The organism is Legionella yabuuchiae (assembly GCF_900640115.1).
Taxonomy (GTDB): Bacteria; Pseudomonadota; Gammaproteobacteria; order Legionellales; family Legionellaceae; genus Legionella_A; species Legionella_A yabuuchiae.
The window spans coordinates 26,176-46,519 of the sequence record NZ_CAAAIW010000019.1 but is presented as its reverse complement, the minus strand read 5'-3'; the positions used below and the strand labels follow the sequence as shown (position 1 = coordinate 46,519).

Sequence of the window (20,344 nt, the reverse complement as noted above, 5' to 3'; positions counted from 1 at the left end):
AGGCGCCTTTATTGTTTGTCCTGTCGCATTTTAAAAAGGGGGCCCTTTCAAGCGCGAACTGCAACACTTAGTTAAACCCTCCTCAAAAGTTAGAGTGAGTCACGTAAGATTGATAATCTCAAGGTGCAAACCAAGGAGATTATCATGGCCAAAGGCTATCATCACATGACTCAGGAGATAAGGTCTCAAATTTACGCCTTAAAAGCAACCGGAATAGCATTGAGAAAAATCGGCCGTATCGTAGGATACGATGCGTCGGCCATCAGTCGTGAGATTAAGCGCAATACAGGCGGCAGAGGCTATCGCTATAAACAAGCAGATGCAATGGCAAAAGAACGCCGTGCTAAAGCCAGCCGCACACCCAAAAAACTTACCCCCGAACTGATATCCATCATTGAAGCTAAGATCCTGGAAGATTGGAGTCCAGACCAAATTGCTGGTCGTTTAAAAGAGGAAGGCATAGCCAATATTAGTCATGAGGCTATTTATCAGCATATCTGGAAGGATAAACGTACCGGAGGTACTTTGTACAAACATTTACGCCATCATGGCAAAAAATACAACAAACGCTCTTCTGATAAGGCTGGGCGAGGTTGTATTCCAAATCGGGTGGATATTGATGCACGACCAGCTATTGTAGATGAGAAGGCATGTATTGGTGATTGGGAAGGTGATACCATCATTGGGGCAAAGCACCAAGGTGCCATTGTTTCCTATGTGGATCGTTGTTCAAAATTTACGGTACTCAAGAAAATTGACCGCAAAACAGCCGATCTTGTCACGATGGCAACCATTGAAAAACTTGGTCAAGATTCATTGCCTGTACTGACCATTACCTATGACAATGGTAAAGAATTTTCAGATCATAACGCTATCTCAAAAGCGTTGAACGTCAATTGTTACTTTGCTAAACCTTACCACTCTTGGGAAAGAGGCTTGAATGAACATACAAATGGTTTAGTACGCCAATACCTACCTAAGTCAACTGATTTTACGCAAGTCTCCGATCAAACGGTACAAGTCATTGCAGAAAGGTTAAATCATCGACCACGAAAAAGCTTGCATTACAAAACACCTATGGAGGTGATATCGATGCACCGAAATCAGACAAGAATGACACGTATGAGTCCGGATGGATGAAGTGTCAAGAAAGCCTTGACTAAATTAGCCATTAAATTAATTTTGTCTTTTATAGTTTTGGATAGAGGCGCTTTAATTCACGCACTCTTTGGCAATGTCAAATTGCATGATATACCCGTAATCTTTCAAAATGCGTGTTTTTAGGCGCCTTTATTTTTTGTCCTGCCGCATTTTAAAAAGCGAGTAATGGCTCATTCCCTTGCGAGTTTTTTAAAATACGGCAGGGCGAAAAAGAAAAAAGCATAAATCACGCATTTTGAAAGATTACGGGTATATAAGCATTTATAGACTCCTTGGCTGGGGCAATAAAATAAGATGAAACGCTGGGATGCGAACAGTATGCTTGAATTAGGCAAAGAACTTTTTGCCAAAATCCACAGACAGAAAAAGCATGCCAATCACAACCATGATGTGCACATTATGGCAAGGGAAATAGATGAATGGCTGCCACAAGGCATTCAATCACTAATTGATGGCACTTATGATCCACGCTGTTTAAAACGTTACTGTTTCGAAGATGAAGTTGTTGATCATGTGCATCTATCGGATCGTATTTTGCAACACCTTTTATTGAAACAACTAAAACCGACATTCAAGCACGTGATGAATTCAAATGTCTATCATTTAGTTGGTCCTTCTGGTGTTAAGCATGCAACTTCGCGTATCAAACAAGCCCTGGAAGAAGAAAAACCCAAGTATTTTTTACGCGTGGATATCCGCTCCTACTATGCTTCAATCCCGCATTATAAATTATTGAATGACATCAAGCAGTATTATCACGACCCCAAAATAATCGCCATGTTGGAAAATATCATCACTAACCCCATTGATACACCAAGAGGAAGCAGAAATCCTTCTTATGGTATTGCATTGCGCGCCCCACTGTCTCAATTTTTTAGTGCGCTCTATCTTAAACCGCTGGATGATGCGCTATCTCGAATGGATATTGTATACGTAAGATATCAAGACGATATTCTGGCACTGTGCAAATCGAAGCGGCAATTAAATCGCTGCAAGAAGCGCATGATGGAAGTATTGGGCGAAAGACCATTAAAATTGTCACGCAAGAAATCGCGTATGGGGACGGTCACCGATTCATTTCATTTTTTGGGAATACACTATTCTCTGACACAGCCAGAGAATCACATCAGCGTTAAGCAGGCTAATGATGATTTAATAGCAACAACCCAACCTGCTCAATCTTTGAGCGAATGGGGGGGGGGGGAATCCATTGTTCAACATCAACAGCCTGTCGCTTTGCGTATTACACCGCATGCTCGGACATTACGCAAAGCACGCGAGAACGTAAAACTAATGGTCGCGGATCAGGTCTCTCCTGCAAAGATCAAACGTTATTTCGTTCAATGGGCGCGTTGGTGGGTAAAAACAGCAAACACATGGGATTTTCAAAGTCTAGTGGAACAATTCATTATGACGTGTTGGCAGGAAGCACCGGCAAACATTGCCGCCGATGTTCTCGCTCACTACACTACAGAATTATACAGCGCCCTGGATGGCCGCGAGTCGACTCTGGCTGCATAATTCTCCCAAGACTGCTGTTTTTGCTCGACATAAGTTTTGAAAAAAAACGGTACCCGCCCCACAGCACTCGACGCGCAGCCGCCCCCCCCACCTCCGCCCCCGGCACCGGCCCCGCCACCGCCCACTCATAACCCAGCCCAGAAAAAGAGTCAAATACAGGAGGGAAAATCGAACCATCACCATGCTTAAACTTGAATGACCGCGCCGATTTTTCTTGATTTTCTACCCGATTATAAAGCCCCTGAGCAAAATCCATTGCGATGTTAGCCGTCAGAAACCGCTGTATAAAACCTACGACCTGCCGCCAAAATAAATCTCGTTGGATCCAATTCCACGTATCAAATTGGCTATCATAAAGCTCAAATGCCTTAAGGAGATGTTGGGGGTTAAACACCGCTTCTTGGGATGAGTGTTGCGTGAAATCCGCCCTAAATTTCTCAAGATTGCGCCAGAGCGGGGTATCGTTAGGCAATTCAAGACTGAGTGCTTTTTCTACATCTGCATTACTGCTTCGACTAATTGTCTCTACGATTTGACTGAAGTCAAACGGGGTTTGTTCTTGAGAATACGTTTCATGCCCTGCTGGAAAAATTTCTTGATACTGGCGAGTCATTTCCTCTTTTGGCATGTGATGGGCTAACATCGCACAGAGTTCATCATCCATAGCGCAAAGCGCTGCCTGAAAAGCGGTCTTTTGTTTAACCTTCCGCCTTGAATAATCAATGACCGTGACTTTTTCGGTAAGCAGGGTCTCTAATAAGGCTGGATTGCCTTGTGCTTTTTGAAGTAAGGCTTCTGATTTGGGGAGGTCCCCATAAACAATGGTTTGCACTAATTGAGTCGCCAGTGGATTGAGTTTCTTGAAAAATCCTTCTCGAGTACTCACGGTCGTTCTATCAGTTTCTGCCTTCTGCAAAGCAGCAGAAAGTCCATTCGCCATGGTGGTTTCAGAAAGCAGGGTTTGTAATGTCTTATTCTCCAATAACAGCTGACGCCCTTTCTTAGTGCTCACCAAGGTTTCTGCAACCGTCTTTCCTTGGTATTTTCCCTCGGGAATGACGGTATTCATGCCTGCCACCGTCATCGTTTCCAAAAGAAGCGGATGCTCATGTAACCAGTAGAGAGTATCGTGTTTATGCGCTTGGCTAAACAACAGCAACAGTGCTTCATTGATGTTTTGGCCCTGTTCAACATAAGCTCTTACCTCAGCGACCTCTTTTTCAGCAATGGCAATCGCAAAATAAATGGCTTGCAAATTCCGCTCTTTTTTCAGTTGAGCCGTTAATTGAGGCGCTTCATTATGAAGAATAGCGAGTACCTCTTTTTGAGCATTGGGCGATTTATCATTGAGATAAGCGCTCACCAAGGACGCTTTTTGTTCCATGCTCCACTCACTGAAATACTCCAAACACTGGACTAATTCATAACCCTGGGGAATCAGCGTGTTAAGCGTCGTTAAATCCAATAACCTATTTTCATCTAGTAAAAGGCCATCTAATAAAACAGCCTCTTCTTGAGAAAGCGTGACATAGTTTTCATCTCTTAATTGTTGCAACAGATGATGTTTGACGTTTTGCCAATTAATGTCGGTTACTTTGCCCGATAGGGTATCTGTTTCTAATAATTCCCCCATTGGGATGGGAATAAAGCGCTTGATAGATTCACAAAATTTTGCATACTCCTCCATTTTATACTCATTTTCCAAGTCACGTTTGCCCTGGTATCCATGCTGTACAATCAGGGCTTCTAGTTCATCACGCAGTGCATTCACCAGGGCGAATAATTGAAAGTGATTGGTAAACCCAGTTTCGATACGGCGTATAATGTCTTCATCAGAAAGATTTTGGCTGCCTACGTGAGAATAAAAATCCTTCGTATTGATAGGCCAAACTCCGAACCCCGCGTTTCGGGCAACTTCAATCACCCGGTTGTGCACATGAATGCCTTGAGGATTTTTTGCGGCAATTATGCCCGCTATTCTATCCACAAGCTTAAAGCGTACCTGGGCAATTAATTCATCCCTGGTTTGTGGCATGTTGAAGAGCGTAATGGTGAAATTCACTCGATCGGTGAACCCTGGTGAGCACTGGTCCACATCTTCCTTAATCCTTGACGCAATCAGCTGTTTTTGCTCATAGGTCGTTTTAGGATGCGTAAAGAGAACGTACAACGTGCCTAAAGACTCCTGTAGTTGAGGTTTTAAAGAATAAGTGGATTGCGGCCCTACGTGTCGGTCTAATTCTTTATAAAACTGCTCTTTTTCTGTCAACAGGACTACTTGATTGGTTTGGTGGTCAAAGTCTTCTTGTGCTTGTGCCTTATCATCATTGAGTTTCAATTGCGCGCTCAAAAGCGCATAAAATTCGGTGCGCCAATCATCAGGGAGGGTTGTTGGCACTTCGATTGCTAAGCGCTGCGGTTGCTGTGTGTAGCATTTATCAGGATTCAAAATCGGCATTAATTCCCTCTCTCTTTTGCTCAAGCTAATGCAGTTGTCAATACATTGTGATTAAATAATGACCATTTTAACATAAGCAGGAGGAGGAAAGATTAAGGGAAGCTTAATTGATTGTTTTATTATTTATTTATTTGATTTTTAATTGGACTTTTTGGTTGTTAAATAGAATTAATTAAAACGTGCCGGCGCAGATGAGACGGCACGTGCAATTGCAAGTGTAGGTTTTGCCTTTGCACAACCCAATGATATTATCATTTTGGTTGAGCAAATTTTGACTTTCATGCTTGCAAACGCAAAAAATAAATGCATATACTTTGAAAATTAACCTTGGGATCAATTTTAGACCGCTATCACTTTAGCAACTTTGTTGCAGTTCACTTTTGAATCGGCGGGGAGTAATGGCTCATTGCCTTGAGAGTTTTTTAAAAGGCGGCAGGGCGAAACAGAAACAGCATAAATCACGCATTTTGAAGTTGATTGGGTATATGTGTGTAACCTTTATCATTATTTGGAAGGAAAGTTTGATCTTCAAATGTCATGCTTGGCCAGCACACTCAAGTTAAAAAAATTTAGCGTCTGCTACAATAGACCCTAATTCCCTCTATATTTTACTCCGTTAAATTTGTCTTTAATGCTAATCTTGACTTATTGTTAATAAGTTTTCAAATTATGGACTAAATTGGAATTTTAATTAGTTAAAGGATTAAGCCATGTCAAAATTTCACAATATCTTATTTGTCAGCCATGGATTAGGCGGAGAAGAAGAGGGGCTAAAACAAGCCCTCCAACTAGCGAGTGCAAACGAAGCCTCCTTAACTGTTCTCATAGCATGCCCAGCATTTCCAGATACTCTTGGTGACTACAAAGCATCTTATGAACAGTCCATCATTGAAGGAATGGAGCAAGCAATCAAGTCGACACAATCGCTTTTAAACATTAGTGAAAAAACACTTAACATTCATGTTGAACTTGAGTATGGCTCGGCCCCTGACGTTCGTATTATTCAATATGTGTTAAGACATTCACATGACTTACTGATAAAACAAGCCGAAACAAGTCCTAATCAAAGGGGCTTTAAAGCCTTAGATATGGAATTATTACGAAAATGCCCTTGCCCTGTATTTATGGTTCGCTCTGCAAAACATACGGATAAAGAAATCCGGATAGCCGTTGCAATTGACCCAAAGGATAAAGAGCATGTCGACAGAGAGCTGTCATTAGATCTTCTTAAATACGCATCTTCTCTAACTCATTACTACTCAGGCCAACTGAACATTGTCTCATGTTGGTTTTTTCTACTGGAAGAATACCTTAGGGACGGTATTTGGATAAAGGTTTCTGAATCTGAGTTAGATAAAATGGTTCTGGATGAAAAACATGAGCATGGCAGAGCATTGCAGGCTATTATTAAAGACTCTAATATTCAAGAACAATATCAAATTCACCTACAAAAAGGTCTTCCTGAAGAAGCCATTCCCTCTTTTGTTGAACGTCATGAAATCGATATATTAGTCATGGGTACCCTTGCACGAACCGGAATATCAGGTTTTATTATTGGAAATACCGCCGAAAACATTCTGCAAAAAATTAACTGCTCATTGCTGGCGCTAAAACCTCAAGGATTTGTTTCTCCTGTAAACGCTTATTAAGGCAGGCTTTCCATGATAGAGAAGAGCCTTAAAGAGCACCGAGGTAACTGGCATGTTCTGCCTATTGAAAAGGTAATGTCCTCGCTTAAAACAGATCCTCAAGGGTTAAATCAAACAGAGGTTTTTAAAAGACAGGAAGCGTTTGGGTCAAATAAAATACCTGAAACAGCAAAAGAGTCCATTGCCTTACGTTTTTTGCGGCACTTTAATCATATCCTGATTTATGTGCTTTTGGGCGCCTCAATAATTACAGCCTTATTAAATCACTGGATAGATACGTTTGTCATACTTGCTGTTGTGATTGCTAACGCTTGTATCGGCTTTATCCAAGAAGGCAAAGCAGAAAAAGCGCTTGATGCCTTACGACAGATGTTATCACCTACTGCTACAGTTATTCGTCAAGAAGAACGACAGACCATTACTGCTAAAGAACTAGTCCCAGGAGATGTGGTCTTTTTGGAGTCCGGTGATAAAGTGCCAGCAGATGTACGCCTTATTAAAGCGCATGGAATGATTGTAGATGAGTCCATTCTTACAGGTGAGTCTGTAGCAGTAGAAAAACATACTAACCCTGTTGCTGAAAATGCCGTGCTTGGCGAGCGTGCTTCAATGGCTTACAGCGGCACGCTAGTGACCAGTGGCCAGGCTAAGGGTGTGGTTGTAGCTACCGGTGAATTTACTGAAATTGGCCAAATCAGCCACCTCCTATCAAAAGTGGAACTATTAAAAACGCCTTTGATTCAACAAATAGATATTTTTGCCAAATGGTTAACGGTTTTCATTTTAATGGTTGCAGGATTATTACTGGCCTATGGCTATTTTGTTCAACATCAGGATTTTGGCGAGTTATTTATGGCGGTGGTTGGCTTATCGGTTGCGGCTATTCCTGAAGGGCTTCCTGCTGTACTCTCTATTACCTTAGCCGTTGGTGTGCAGGCGATGGCGCGAAGAAATGCAATCATTCGCAGGCTTCCTGCTATTGAAACCCTAGGTTCCATCTCTGTGATTTGCACGGATAAAACAGGCACGCTTACGAAGAATGAAATGACAGTGGTTTCTATTTTAACCGCAGAGAATCAGTTTAATGTTGAAGGCTCAGGCTATGAACCTACGGGGAGCATTAAACTTCATGACCATATCATTCATAAAGAACAACACCCTCTGCTTAAGCGGCTAGCACAAACGGCAATACTTTGTAACGATGCCGAGTTACATGAACGCAACGGAAACTGGGTCATCGAAGGTGATCCGATGGAAGGAGCACTGCTGACATTAGCAGAAAAAACAAGCTTATCGGTCACCGAAAACCGAAAGGTATGGACGCGCACGGACACTATTCCCTTTGATGCAAGACACCGTTTTATGGCAACGCTTAACCATAACCATCAAAACCATGCCTTTATTTTTGTTAAAGGTGCGCCAGAGCAATTGTTAGCGATGTGCCAAACACAAGAAAATGAACATGGTGAGTTAGAACCCATCAATCACACCTATTGGTTGGAACAGATTGAGTCCATTGCTAAAAATGGCCAACGTGTATTAGCTATGGCTTTAAAGTCAGTTCCTCCAGAACACACAGTGTTGCAATTATTCGATATGGAAAACAACTTAGTCTTGCTTGGCATGGTCGGAATGATTGACCCGCCCAGAGAGGAATCCATTACTGCAGTAGCACAATGTTTGAATGCCGGCATCCAGGTGAAAATGATTACTGGGGACCACTCAGCAACTGCTGGGGCAATTGGCCGGCAAATTGGATTAAAGCATCCAGATAAAATTTTGACAGGACTTGAGCTCGATGAAATGAGTGATTCGGAGCTTGCAGGTGTGGTGTTGGAGGATGATATTTTTGCCCGCACCAGCCCAGAGCATAAGCTGCGTCTTGTTATGGCGCTTCAATCTCATGGAATGACTGTAGCTATGACAGGAGACGGGGTTAATGATGCCTTAGCGCTCAAAAGAGCCGATGCAGGCATTGCTATGGGGAAAAAAGGCAATGAAGTATCGAAAGAAGCCGCAGAACTTGTGTTAGCCGACGATAATTTTGCATCCATTGCAGCCGCGGTACAAGAAGGACGTACGGTCTATGATAATTTAAAGAAAGTAATCAGCTGGACATTGCCCACCAATGCTGGCGAGGCCCTGACCATTATTTTGGCCTTAATTCTTGGCTTAAGTCTTCCGATAACCCCTGTTCAGATATTATGGGTTAACTTAATCACAGCGGTTACTCTTGGCCTATCACTTGCGTTTGAGCCAACAGAAGCAAACACAATGCAACGCCCGCCAAGGCCAAGAAATGAGCCTATATTAACTGGTTCGCTGGTATGGCATATCATCCTGGTATCCTTTCTTTTTATATGTGGAGTATTTGGTATCTATTCTTATGCCCTTGATAGAGGGTATTCGATTGAATTGTCTAGAACCATTGCTTTAAACACCTTGGTGGTTCTGGAGATTTTTCATTTATTTTATATCCGCAATATCTATGGAACCTCTTTAACCTGGCAAGCAGTAAAAGGCACCAAAATGGTGTGGATGAGCGTTATTGTGATTACGATTGCACAATTTGCTATTACTTATATGCCATTGCTACAAAGTATTTTTAAAACAGAATCGATTTCTTTTTTTGATGGCGTTCTCATCATCGTTATTGGCATAGTGTTTTTTGCGCTGATTGAGACTGAAAAACAACTTCGGTTACGACTTATTTCGCTTCGCCACAATGTTACAGCTACGAATTATAAGGAAGGTACATGATTGGATAGGCCTTTTTTACACACTCCCGTTTTATGAATAAACGCGCTGATGCTTTGCGCTATGATTCTTGGTTTTTTGATCCTTTTATTACGCAAACCGAGGAGGGATGATTGGTCAAATTTTTTTGGCATCGCACAGTCTTACGAACCTATTGAACTGCTGGCAGAGCTTGGAATCGCGGTATTACTGTTTCTGATGAGACTATAGCTGCCTATTTGTTAGTTTGTATTTCGGTGAGGCGCCATATAATTTGGCGGGGAAGACTCACTCGACGATTTAATGCTTCCATGTCTATTTTTGGATTTTAAGTAACTCATGAAGTTCTTTAATTAATCGACTTACTGTTTTTTCTATAGCCCGCTCAATTATTTTGCTTAATTTAAAGTTTTTGGAAACGTTTTCTATTTCAATACCGTATAAAACAATTTGCTTAGGTAATTCATTCAGTGCCTTACCAATCTCAATTGCATCAATTATGCCTATGCCATGGGTGGATAAGCCATTGGGAAAGCTGATGATTTCCTCATTTTTCAGATAATGTACTGTTCCTGCTGGTGCACCGGTCATCACTGCATCGATTAGAAAAACCTTATCTGCAGAACGCATCAATTCCAATATACGAGTTCCCGGGCGATCGCAAGCTGTAATTAACAATCGTTCCGAATCCGGACCGATTTGTTGTTTAAGACGATTAGCCACATGCCATCCAACCTGATCATCACCAAACGGTGAGCCAATGCCCAACACCCGAAGATCATTCATGGCGTGTCACACGCAAATTTAAAAAATGAGTAGAGCAGGATATGCAAGGATCATAGTTTCGAATGATTTGTTCACTATAAGCTTGCAAATCATCGTCTGTTTTGTTTAAGCCATATTGTTCTAATGAAATTCGCAAATCTTGTTCGATACGGGCCTGATTTTGACTAGTTGGTGGAACAATCCGGGCGGATTTCACAAGCCCCTTCTCCGTCATATCATAACAATGCCAAAGCATACCTCGAGGTGCTTCTGTACAGCCATATCCTCTGCCGGCACGGGTTGTAATTACGGCATGAGGGGCACTCGGATAAACATAGTTTTGGAGCAAGTGCTGGGCTTCCAGTACGCAGTAATAGATTTCAACTGCACGAGCGATGATGCTGTAATTCATGTTTTGGGTTGGGAAAGAAATTCTCGATTTTTTCAACACGTCTTTGATCACTTCAGGTAGATGATGATAATTGTTATTAACACGTGCTAATGGCCCAACCAAATACGGTTTTCCTTGGAGAAGGCAATGGAGAGCATTAGAATAAGGCACCTGATTTTCTTTAAAGTAATCATCAAATTGATCGATGCTTATTTCGAGACCTTGATCTGAGACAATTTTTCCTTCATTCATAGGATATTCATCGGTATGTCGTAAGGATACACTGGTAAATGGGTGAGAATTGTCTATTTTTGGCAGAGTTGCTGTCCATTGAATTAATCGTTCACAATCTTCTATTCTATCTGTTATAAGTGCTAACAATTTATTTATTTGCGCTTGCGTAGGGGCTTTATAAAACCCGCCAATGCATGCACCAACAGGGTGTACAGAGCGACCACCAAATAATGATATCAGTGCGTTACCAAAGGATTGCAATCGTAAACCGCGCCGCACCTCTTCGGGGTAAACTTTTGCCATTTCTGGGGCGGAATGGAAGCCTAAAAAATCTGGTGCAGCCAAAAAGTGGACATGCAAGCTATGACTTTCTAACCATTCACCGCAATAAAACAAGCGCCGCATGCCACGTACCCAGCTACCAGGCTTGAACCCAAAGCAATGCTCGATGGCTTGTGCGGCGCTCATTTGATAAGCCACAGGACAAATTCCACAAATACGTGCGACCATGTCCAGTACTTCCTTATAACTCCGTCCTTCCAGGAATTTTTCAAACATGCGCGGGGGTTCATAAATTTGCAATTGCAGCTTTTGAATTGCATCATTTACAATTTCGATTTCAAGCGCACCCTCTCCTTCGACCCTTGCTAATATAGGCACATGAATGCTTTTCTTATTCTTTGACAATTTTAATCCCTTTAAAATAACTTGCGGCTTGATTAAAAGCTGGCGCTTGGTTATTAATGTGTAACAATTGTTTGGCGATGGCTTTTTTGTCCAAACCAATGTTTTGCTTAAACCATCCACCTAAAGCATCCGTATTCGGGTTTTCCGAAGGGCCATAGCAGGCATAACAAGCGCGGTTCACACCAGGACAAAGCGCGCCACATCCTGTTTGAGTCACAGGCCCCATGCAGGGCTCTTTTTTTGCCACTAAAACACAGACCTGGTTTTTTCGTTTACACTCCATGCATACGGAGTCTCTTTTGATGCGTGGACTCGCGGAATACAATAATGAACGTATTGCATCCATCACTTGCCCTGTATTCACTGGGCACCCCCATAATTCCCAATCGACTTTAACATGATGCGAAATAGCCGTTGAAGTCTCAAGACTTTTGATAGTATCCGGCGTTGCATAAATACTGGACATCCATTGTTGGTAATTTGCGGCATTTCGTAAAGCCTGTATACCGCCCGCCGTTGCACAAGCACCAATCGTAATTAAGTATTTTGTTTTTTTGCGAACGGTTTGAATGCGTTCGACTTCATTAGGTGTGGATATACTGCCTTCCACAAAAGTTATATCTACTGGCGTATCCATATCAACTTGTCCGGCTTCAACAAAATGGATGATTTCCGTCATTTCAGACAAGGTCAATAACGCTTCGCCAGCATTTAAAAAAGCCAGCTGGCAGCCATCACATGAAGTGAATTTATGCACAGCCAAGCGTGGTTTTGCCATGGCTAAAACCCTTTTTTGTTAAACAGCGCTTTCACTTCTGGATAGGAAAATACTGGTCCATCTTTACAAATGAACAAGCCTCCATATTGGCAGTGGCCACAATGTCCTATGGCGCATTCCATATTTCGCTCCATGCTAAGATATATATCATCTTCTGAAATCAACTTGTTGCGCAAGGTTTTGACTGCCGCACGCATCATCATTTCAGGACCACACATCATAACTATGGTCTTTTTTGGGTTTAAGATCAAAGTGTCGATGAGATCAGTGACATAGCCTTTGTGCCAGGCCCAATTTGACCTGGCCTGATCAGCGGCAATATGCACTTCGGTGTCAGATGCTTCCTGCCATGTTTTATATTGCTTACGATAAATAAAATCTTCACTGTGCTTAACCCCTTGTAGGATTTTCAAGCTGCCGAAATATTTTCGTCTTGCTAAAATATATCGAACTAAGGAAACCGTGGGCGCACAACCTAAGCCCCCTGTGATAATAAGCACATCTCGGCCCTTAGCTCTATCCACGGGCCAACCACGACCATATGGGCCACGAATGCCTATCGTATCGTTTTCTTTTAACGTATTCATTGCCTTGGTTACCCGCCCCACAGTACGAATGGTATGACTTAAAAAATTATCTTCCGCAGGATCAGAAGCGATAGAGATTGGCACTTCACCCACGCCATAAAGGTAAAGCATATTGAATTGGCCTGGAGAAAATTGAAAACGGCTGGGTGGATCAACAAATTGTGTATTCAGTGTAACTATGGTTGGGGATTCTTGCTTGCGTTCTATAATTTGAGCTGTAAGGGGTAAGTAAGGGTCCTTCATTTTTGTTGTCTCGTCATGAGTTTATTTATAATATCATGTTGTTGTGAAAATTAGGCCTATGACAAATAGTACTTACTTAAGAGGCGTAAAGAACTTAAATAAGCACCTTTAGGCATCCTTGACCTATACTTTTAATCATCCTCGGCCTTTTTAATAGTTGATTCACTGGAAATTGCGGCCAATTCTTCAGTGATGTCGATACCTACCGGGCACCAGGTTACACAACGACCGCAACCTACACACCCGCTGACGTCAAACTGATCGAACCAACTTCCTACTTTATGGGTTAACCATTGTCGGTATCGCTTACGTGTATCATCTCGAATCGGCTCACCACCTAAATAACTATGGCCTTCACTAAAGCAAGAGTCCCATTCTCGTTGACGTTCACTGCCACTGCCATCAAGGCTTGGCTTTTCTACTTCACTGTGGCAAAAACAGGTCGGACAAACAAGGGTACAATTGCCACAAGACAAACAACGCTCAGCAACATCATCCCAACGTGGGTGATTTAAATTTGAAAACAGTAAATCACGTAATTCTTTTTTATTATCCAAAGGAATACGTTTGGTTTGCATGCTGGCCGCTTGTTTGGGCTGGTCGGCAGCTTGTTCTTGTTGCGGTGGTGAGGCTTTGGATAAATTGAGCTGTGATAATATCGTATGGCCGCGCTCACTTCCGCTTTTCACTGTAAATCCTTTATCAATTTCGGTCAGTAGTAAATCATAAGGACTTTGCACTTCGGGACCCGTGCCAGCGGAGACGCAAAAACAACTGGAAGAAGCATAGCTACAATTCACGGCCACCACAAATAATTGTTCACGACGAGAACAATAGCGGGGGTCTTGGTGAGGGCCTTCTACAAACACCTTATCTTGGATGGACATGGCCATCAGATCACAGGAGCGCCCTCCGATATAAGCTATAGGCTGTTCTTCTGCTTGCTCAGACTTAAATTCAAGCGTTCCAACATCGTTTCGAATGACACGCCAAATTGTTTCTCGTGCTTTGAACAGATGTGGCTTGATCCCCTGTGGGCCGTTGGCCCAGGCAAAGGCTTTTTTCTCTGCAGTGGTTTTGAGCGTGTATTCACCGGGCTGTTGACTGTCTCGCACTCCCCAGGGCAATTGCTTTGCTTCGGTAAGATCGTCATAAACAATCGCGCCGTCTCGTACTTGTGGACCGATGCAGCGATAGCCTGATTGTTGTAGAACTTCTAGCAAAAACTGGAAGTTTTCGTGTGGAAGAAATTGAGTGCCCATATCTTTTCTCTTATTTTAAATACCACGGGTATATCAGCAAATTCTTGGGAGTTGCTCTCCAGCGAGCCAATCTATGATTCTTTTGCCGCCAAATTTTGTTTGTAATTGAACAAAATGGCGTGAGTCCTCAATCACTTCCCCAATAATTGCAGCGTGTTGTCCCAGAGGATGTTGGTGCATGGCTTCTAAAAGTTTCTCTGCATCATCCGGCGCACAAATGGCTAACAATTTGCCTTCATTGGCCACATACAGAGGATCCAGTCCTAACAGCTCACAAGCACTAACTACTTCCGTGCGCACCGGTATTTTTGCTTCATGAACGAGAAAGCCGACTTGTGACTGTCTGGCAAACTCATTCAATGTGGTAGCAACCCCGCCTCGGGTTGGATCACGCAAGCAATGTATGTTTGGCACTGTTTTGATCATATTAGAAACCAAATCATGTAATGATGCTGTGTCTGACTGGATTGACGTAGAAAATTGTAAATTATTGCGTAATGACATAATTGCTACGCCATGATCGCCAACATAACCGCTTACAATGACTTGATCACCTGGGGTAGCCCGGTTACCGGAAATGTTGACACCTTCTGGCACCACGCCAACGCCGGTAGTGGTAATAAATACGCCATCTCCTTTACCACGTTCCACAACTTTGGTATCGCCGGTAATGATGGCTACTCCCGATTCTTTTGCCGCAAGAGCCATGGATATAACAATGGTTTTTAAATCAGTCAAAGGCAAGCCTTCTTCTAAAATAAAACTGGCTGATAAATAAAGGGGGGTTGCCCCCGACATAACGATATCATTGATGGTACCATGTACAGACAAAGCTCCAATATCCCCGCCCGGGAAAAACAAGGGAGAGATGACATGAGCATCTGTTGCCATCACCATTCGCCCTGCATTGACAGAAAAACAAGCCTGATCATTTTTCTGCGCTAACCATTCATTATCAAATGCCTCCAGGAACAATTGATCAATTAATTGTGCCATGGCACGGCCACCACTGCCGTGGCTTAAATTAACCCGGCCTTTTTTTATATCCAGTTTAGGGCCTGTTGATTTGCTTCGCTTGATTGAATGCTCTAAAACTGTCTCACTCATACCACATCCCCTCTACCATATGCATACACTGCGGCGCAGGCTCCCTCTGAAGAAACCATGCAGGAACCCAATGGATTTTCTGGAGTACATGCCTTGGCAAACAATTTGCAATCCAGCGGCTTTTTTACCCCTCGCAGAATGTCACCACAATCACATTGCTTATGTTCTGTACCCTGGCTTTCAGGGGGATGAAAGCGCTTTTCCGCATCAAAAAAAGCAAATGCTGATTTGATTTCCAGTGCACTTTTAGGGATATGGCCCAATCCGCGCCATTCAAAGCTTGATCGCAGCTGTAAGACTTCATCCATCATGGCTTGGGTGGTTAAGTTTCCTGTTGGCGTTACTGCTCTTGTATATTGAATTTCAACTTCACAGCGGTTTTGATTGATTTGTTCGACAAGCATGAGAATTGAGTGCAATACATCCAAAGGCTCAAAACCTGAAATCACCACCGGCTTTTGATATTTTTGGCATACTGCTTGATAAGCCTGGCTGCCAATGACAATGCTGACATGGGCAGGGCCGACAAACCCATCCAAATTCACAGCGGGGTCTTCTTCACTTTGCGCTTGCAACAAACTGTCCATGGCCACGGGAGTAAGGACGTGATTACAAAACACTGTGAAGTTGGAGAGGTTTAAATGCCTGGCTTGTAAAATGGCCAATGCTGTTGGTGGTGTCGTGGTTTCAAAACCAATCGCAAAAAAAATAACTTCTTTTTCAGGAGTTTGTTGTGCAATTTTTAAGGCATCATCGACAGAATAAATCATTCTGACATCCGCACCATCTGCTTTAGCCTGCAATAAGCTTTTTTGGTCTGACCCTGGCACGCGCAACATATCGCCATAGCTGCAGAGTATGACATTTGGTTGAGACGACAGCCAAATTGCTTTATCGACACATCCAATAGGTAATACGCAAACAGGACATCCCGGCCCATGGATCATTTCTATGTTATTCGGCAGTAAACTAGGTATACCATAGCGATGGATGGTATGAGTATGTCCACCGCAAAATTCCATCAGATTATAGTGTCGTGAAGGCAAGGCCTTATCTGCAATTTGCTTAGCCAGCGTTTGTGCATAGTCGGCATTTCGAAACTCTTCAATATATCTCATACACCACGTCCTGTTGCTTGCATTTGAGCAAATAGTTCCAACGTTTTTTTTGCTTCTTCTTCATTTAGTTTTGTGAGAGCATAGCCTACATGGAGAATGACATAATCGCCTTCGCTGACCTCTTCAACAAGTGAAAGGGAAATTTCTTTTTCTACTCCACCGATGTTAGCAATTGCGCGTTGTTTTGGAAGCAGTTTTGTGATTTGCGCTGGTATGGCCAAACACATTTTTTGAATCCTTGTGCCGTGAAGAATAATAACACTAGCGTTTCTTTGCACTATTAGCAACTCCTGCTACCCAAGCTTGCCCCAAGGAGATTCCCCCATCATTGGCAGGAAGCTGTTTTGGCAAATAGACATTCAAGCCTCGCTGACACAAGGCTTGGATTAAACCCTCCGTTAATATCTGATTTAAAAAGCAGCCGCCATTTAATAATACTGTGCGTAAACCGGTTTTTTTAACCCAGATTAAAATCCATTCACTTAATCCAGCCACTAACGTTCCGTGAAAATGATTGCTGCCTGTTACCGGATCGAGTTCCAAAAGCTCTGCGAAAGTTGGCAATAGATTAAAATGACCATTTTCAATGATCCAGCCATTTGATATCACAGCAGGTTCTGTTACCAAGCTTTCCAGCAATTGTGCTGCATGGCCTTCATAATTGGAAACGCGATTTACCCCCAACAGCGCACTGGCCGCATCAAAATAACGGCCACAACTACTGGTTGTTGGCAATGAACATTGGCTGACGAGTAGATCAGATAAGTGCTTCGCTTGAGTCATATTGCCAAATCGCACACTGATTTCTTCATTTAAGCCCAACTCATGTAAAACAGATGCGCCCATCCGCCAAGGTTCTTTGGCGACACGATCACCTCCCGGCATAAGAAGGGGGTAAAAACTTCCCAGCCTTTCAAAGCATGCATTATCCAACAACATCAACTCCCCTCCCCAGGCGCCTCCTTTCGTTCCATAGCCGTAACCATCCAGGGCCAATCCAAGAGCGGGGTGGATGATGTGATGCTCTGCGGCGACTGACGCCAAATGAGCGTGATGATGTTGCACGCTAATCATTGGGCAGTCATAGGTTTCAGCCAGTTGAGTCGTATAAAAATCGGGGTGTAAATCACAAGCCACTTGTTCAGGTTTGATGTTTAAAAAATCTTGTAAATGCTCTAAAGATTCATGATAAAAATCGATGGTTTCCTTGTTATTTAAACTTCCGATATATTGTGACACAAAGGCTTCATCATTCCGGGTTATGCAAAATGTATTTTTAAGATGCCCGCCTAAGGCCAGTGTTGTTGGTATCGTAAACGGCAGTTTAATGGCTTTTGGAACATACCCACGAGCGCGGCGGACAAACGCCGGTGAATGATTAATTATTTTTATAACGGAATCATCCACCCGTGTGACAATATTACGGTTGTATGAAATTTTCAAATCAGCAATAGAAGCCAACGCTTCTTCAGCCTGGGAATCGTCAATTAGAAGCGGATCACCCCCTATATTTGCACTGGTGACTACCAACATGGTTGAATCCGGTTTATCTAACCACTCTAATCCCTTAGGAAAACCCATTAAGGCGTGAAATAGCAGATAATGAATTGGGGTGGTTGGCAGCATAATGCCTAACTGACTTAAACCTGGAGCAAGATCTTCAGGCATGCAATCCATTAATTTATTTAACAAGACGATAGGCCGAGTTTGGCCAGTTAATAATTCTCGGGCCAACGGGGTGATAGAGACCATTTGCTCGGCGCTATTTAAATTAGTCACCATAACGGCGAAGGGTTTTTCTGCTCGGTTTTTTCTTGCACGTAACGTTGAAATGCTTGCTGTATTCCATGCATCACAGATTAACTGATAGCCCCCTAACCCCTTTACCGCTATAATTTTACCATGTTGGATGGCTTTGGCCATTGCTTTAATGCTGGTAGAAAGTTGTGGGCCGCATAAGCTGCATGCGGTAGGCTGGGCATGATAGCGACGATTTATAGGATCGCTATAATCTTTTTCACAGGCACTGCACAATGGGAAAACATCCATAGAAGTTTGAGCGCGGTCGTAGGGGAGCTGACGAGTAACCGTTAAACGCGGTCCACATTGCGTGCAATTTAAAAACGGGTAGAGATAGTACCGGCTCTTGGGATCAAATAATTCCTTCAGGCAATCCTGACATATCCCCATGTCAGGGGAAATAATCGTATGACCGCCCTCTCCTTCACTGGGCTTGATTTGAAAATGCTTTTCATTTTGGATTAAAGGTAGCGTTTGGCATTGTATGGCATCAATGCGTGCCAGTGGGGGCAACGATTTTTTGAGCTTTGATAAGAATTGATCGCTGGATGAACCCTGGATTTCTATGATGACTCCATGGTTATTGTTTTTTACCCAGCCAGTCAGATTTAAACTGATTGCTATACGATACACGTGAGGGCGAAAGCCTACACCTTGAACCACGCCTTGAATTGTAATTTGTTGTCTTTTTAAATCCGAAGCTTGCTCCGAAATTGTTTTTAAAATCTTGTGGGATGACATTTCAAGTCACTCAGATTACAAGCATCATGCAACCATTGATACCAATCACGAATGCCTTTGTCTGAGGTGGAGGATAGATGTAAAATATGAACTTTTTGGTTAATTCGCCGTATGTAATCTTCGCATTGATCAAGATCAAATTGTACATAGGGTAATAAATCCATTTTAGTGATTAATATCAAATCAGCGCCGCGGAACATGTCAGGGTATTTCAAGGGTTTATTATCACCTTCTGTTACGGATAACAGAACAATTTTATGGGTTTCCCCTAAATCAAAACTTGCCGGGCAAACCAAGTTTCCTACATTTTCAATGAATAAAAGGGTATTATCCTGGATTGATAACTCTTCAACGGCATGGCCTATCATGTGAGCATCCAGGTGGCAAACTCGTCCTGTATTAATTTGCAAAGCCTCTGCACCGCTCTTTTTTAGTTTTGCCGCGTCTTCATCGGTTTGCTGATCACCAACAATGACTGCCATTCGCATGTATTGCTTTAAGTCTTGGAACGTTTTACCGAGTAGGGTTGTTTTTCCGGCACCAGGACTCGACATTAAGTTTAAAGCAGTTATATTTTTTTGCTGAAAATGAGTACGGTTCTTGATTGCATATTGTTTGTTTTTCGCCAATAAATCTTCTTCCACAGCGATGATATTGCTGTCACTGTGGTGATGATGAACTTCATTGACATCTTGATCATGAACGTGATCGGAACAACCACATATTCCACACATTAACCCATCTCCAAATATTTTACCCTTAATTCCTCACCCTGCAGTATGGATAATGAAAAATTACCACAACTTTGGCAAGGATCATAATACTGTTTAATCTTGATGGTTTTCTGGCACGTTTCGCAACGTGCTTTGCCTTCTATGTCGATGATATCTAATATAGCTTGTTCAGCAATAGTACCTTTGGCGGCAACATCAAAACTAAACTGCAGGGCAGAGCGCTCAACACAAGTTAATTGACCAACTTCTAAACAAATTTTTTTGACGCATGCGCCCTTTGTCTCCTTAACATGTTGCTTAACAATCTCCAGTATATTTTTACATAAGGTCATTTCATGCATATAACACGCTCATCATTAATCAAGTTAGCGA

At 42.6% G+C, this 20,344-nt stretch carries 16 protein-coding genes; 4 read left to right on the top strand and 12 right to left on the bottom strand.

From position 1 onward, the window contains the following. Positions 1–144: 144 nt before the first annotated feature. Both E1O47_RS08230 and E1O47_RS08225 read left to right on the top strand, forming a co-directional pair. A complete protein-coding gene (locus E1O47_RS08230) occupies positions 145–1,140 on the top strand; it encodes an IS30 family transposase (protein WP_133130781.1) in 996 nt (331 codons plus the stop codon). Between the two features lie 315 nt (positions 1,141–1,455). Beyond that, positions 1,456–2,682 carry a reverse transcriptase domain-containing protein gene (locus tag E1O47_RS08225; protein ID WP_133130780.1) on the top strand — a complete coding sequence of 409 codons (1,227 nt, stop codon included), beginning with the start codon at positions 1,456–1,458 and terminating at the stop codon, positions 2,680–2,682. Here E1O47_RS08225 and E1O47_RS08220 read toward each other — a convergent pair. Further along, positions 2,630–5,140, bottom strand: a complete 2,511-nt coding sequence (locus E1O47_RS08220; protein ID WP_133130779.1) for a hypothetical protein — start codon at positions 5,138–5,140, stop codon at positions 2,630–2,632. The two genes, E1O47_RS08225 and E1O47_RS08220, sit on opposite strands and share 53 nt — an antisense overlap. A gap of 710 nt (positions 5,141–5,850) precedes the next feature. Between E1O47_RS08220 and E1O47_RS08215 the strand changes: the two genes are divergently transcribed. Continuing rightward, positions 5,851–6,789, top strand: a complete 939-nt coding sequence (locus tag E1O47_RS08215) for a universal stress protein (protein WP_133130778.1) — start codon at positions 5,851–5,853, stop codon at positions 6,787–6,789. Between the two features lie 12 nt (positions 6,790–6,801). Continuing rightward, complete coding sequence (locus E1O47_RS08210) at positions 6,802–9,549, top strand: cation-transporting P-type ATPase (protein ID WP_133130777.1); 2,748 nt, start codon at positions 6,802–6,804, stop codon at positions 9,547–9,549. Positions 9,550–9,840: 291 nt separating this feature from the next. On the opposite strand, the gene E1O47_RS08205 is transcribed toward E1O47_RS08210, so the two are convergent. From E1O47_RS08205 to hypA, 11 genes are all read right to left on the bottom strand, one after another. Continuing rightward, positions 9,841–10,311, bottom strand: a complete 471-nt coding sequence (locus E1O47_RS08205) for a hydrogenase maturation protease (protein WP_133130776.1) — start codon at positions 10,309–10,311, stop codon at positions 9,841–9,843. After that, the gene (locus E1O47_RS08200; RefSeq protein ID WP_133130775.1) at positions 10,304–11,602 is read right to left on the bottom strand and encodes a Ni/Fe hydrogenase subunit alpha; all 1,299 of its coding nucleotides are present in this window, start codon (positions 11,600–11,602) and stop codon (positions 10,304–10,306) included. Before E1O47_RS08200 ends, E1O47_RS08205 begins: the two co-directional genes overlap by 8 nt. Next, on the bottom strand, positions 11,589–12,380 hold the full coding sequence (locus E1O47_RS08195; protein WP_133130774.1) for an NADH-quinone oxidoreductase subunit B family protein: 792 nt from the start codon (positions 12,378–12,380) through the stop codon (positions 11,589–11,591). The genes E1O47_RS08200 and E1O47_RS08195 overlap by 14 nt, the downstream gene beginning before the upstream one ends. A 2-nt stretch (positions 12,381–12,382) precedes the next feature. Then, the gene (locus E1O47_RS08190; protein WP_133130773.1) at positions 12,383–13,210 is read right to left on the bottom strand and encodes an FAD/NAD(P)-binding protein; all 828 of its coding nucleotides are present in this window, start codon (positions 13,208–13,210) and stop codon (positions 12,383–12,385) included. Between the two features lie 131 nt (positions 13,211–13,341). After that, positions 13,342–14,472, bottom strand: a complete 1,131-nt coding sequence (locus E1O47_RS08185) for a 4Fe-4S dicluster domain-containing protein (protein WP_133130772.1) — start codon at positions 14,470–14,472, stop codon at positions 13,342–13,344. Positions 14,473–14,505: 33 nt separating this feature from the next. Further along, positions 14,506–15,579, bottom strand: coding sequence for a hydrogenase expression/formation protein HypE (hypE, locus tag E1O47_RS08180; RefSeq protein WP_133130771.1), 1,074 nt, complete (start codon positions 15,577–15,579; stop codon positions 14,506–14,508). Beyond that, positions 15,576–16,697, bottom strand: coding sequence for a hydrogenase formation protein HypD (gene hypD, locus E1O47_RS08175; RefSeq protein WP_133130770.1), 1,122 nt, complete (start codon positions 16,695–16,697; stop codon positions 15,576–15,578). Before hypD ends, hypE begins: the two co-directional genes overlap by 4 nt. After that, a complete protein-coding gene (locus E1O47_RS08170; RefSeq protein WP_242602070.1) occupies positions 16,694–16,975 on the bottom strand; it encodes a HypC/HybG/HupF family hydrogenase formation chaperone in 282 nt (93 codons plus the stop codon). The genes hypD and E1O47_RS08170 overlap by 4 nt, the downstream gene beginning before the upstream one ends. Continuing rightward, entirely contained in the window at positions 16,959–19,238 is a 2,280-nt protein-coding gene (hypF, locus tag E1O47_RS08165) for a carbamoyltransferase HypF (RefSeq protein WP_133130769.1), read from the bottom strand. The genes E1O47_RS08170 and hypF overlap by 17 nt, the downstream gene beginning before the upstream one ends. Further along, positions 19,217–19,972 carry a hydrogenase nickel incorporation protein HypB gene (hypB, locus tag E1O47_RS08160; RefSeq protein ID WP_133130768.1) on the bottom strand — a complete coding sequence of 252 codons (756 nt, stop codon included), beginning with the start codon at positions 19,970–19,972 and terminating at the stop codon, positions 19,217–19,219. Before hypB ends, hypF begins: the two co-directional genes overlap by 22 nt. After that, the gene (hypA, locus tag E1O47_RS08155; protein ID WP_133130767.1) at positions 19,972–20,313 is read right to left on the bottom strand and encodes a hydrogenase maturation nickel metallochaperone HypA; all 342 of its coding nucleotides are present in this window, start codon (positions 20,311–20,313) and stop codon (positions 19,972–19,974) included. The genes hypB and hypA overlap by 1 nt, the downstream gene beginning before the upstream one ends. Between the last annotated feature and the right edge of the window lie 31 nt (positions 20,314–20,344).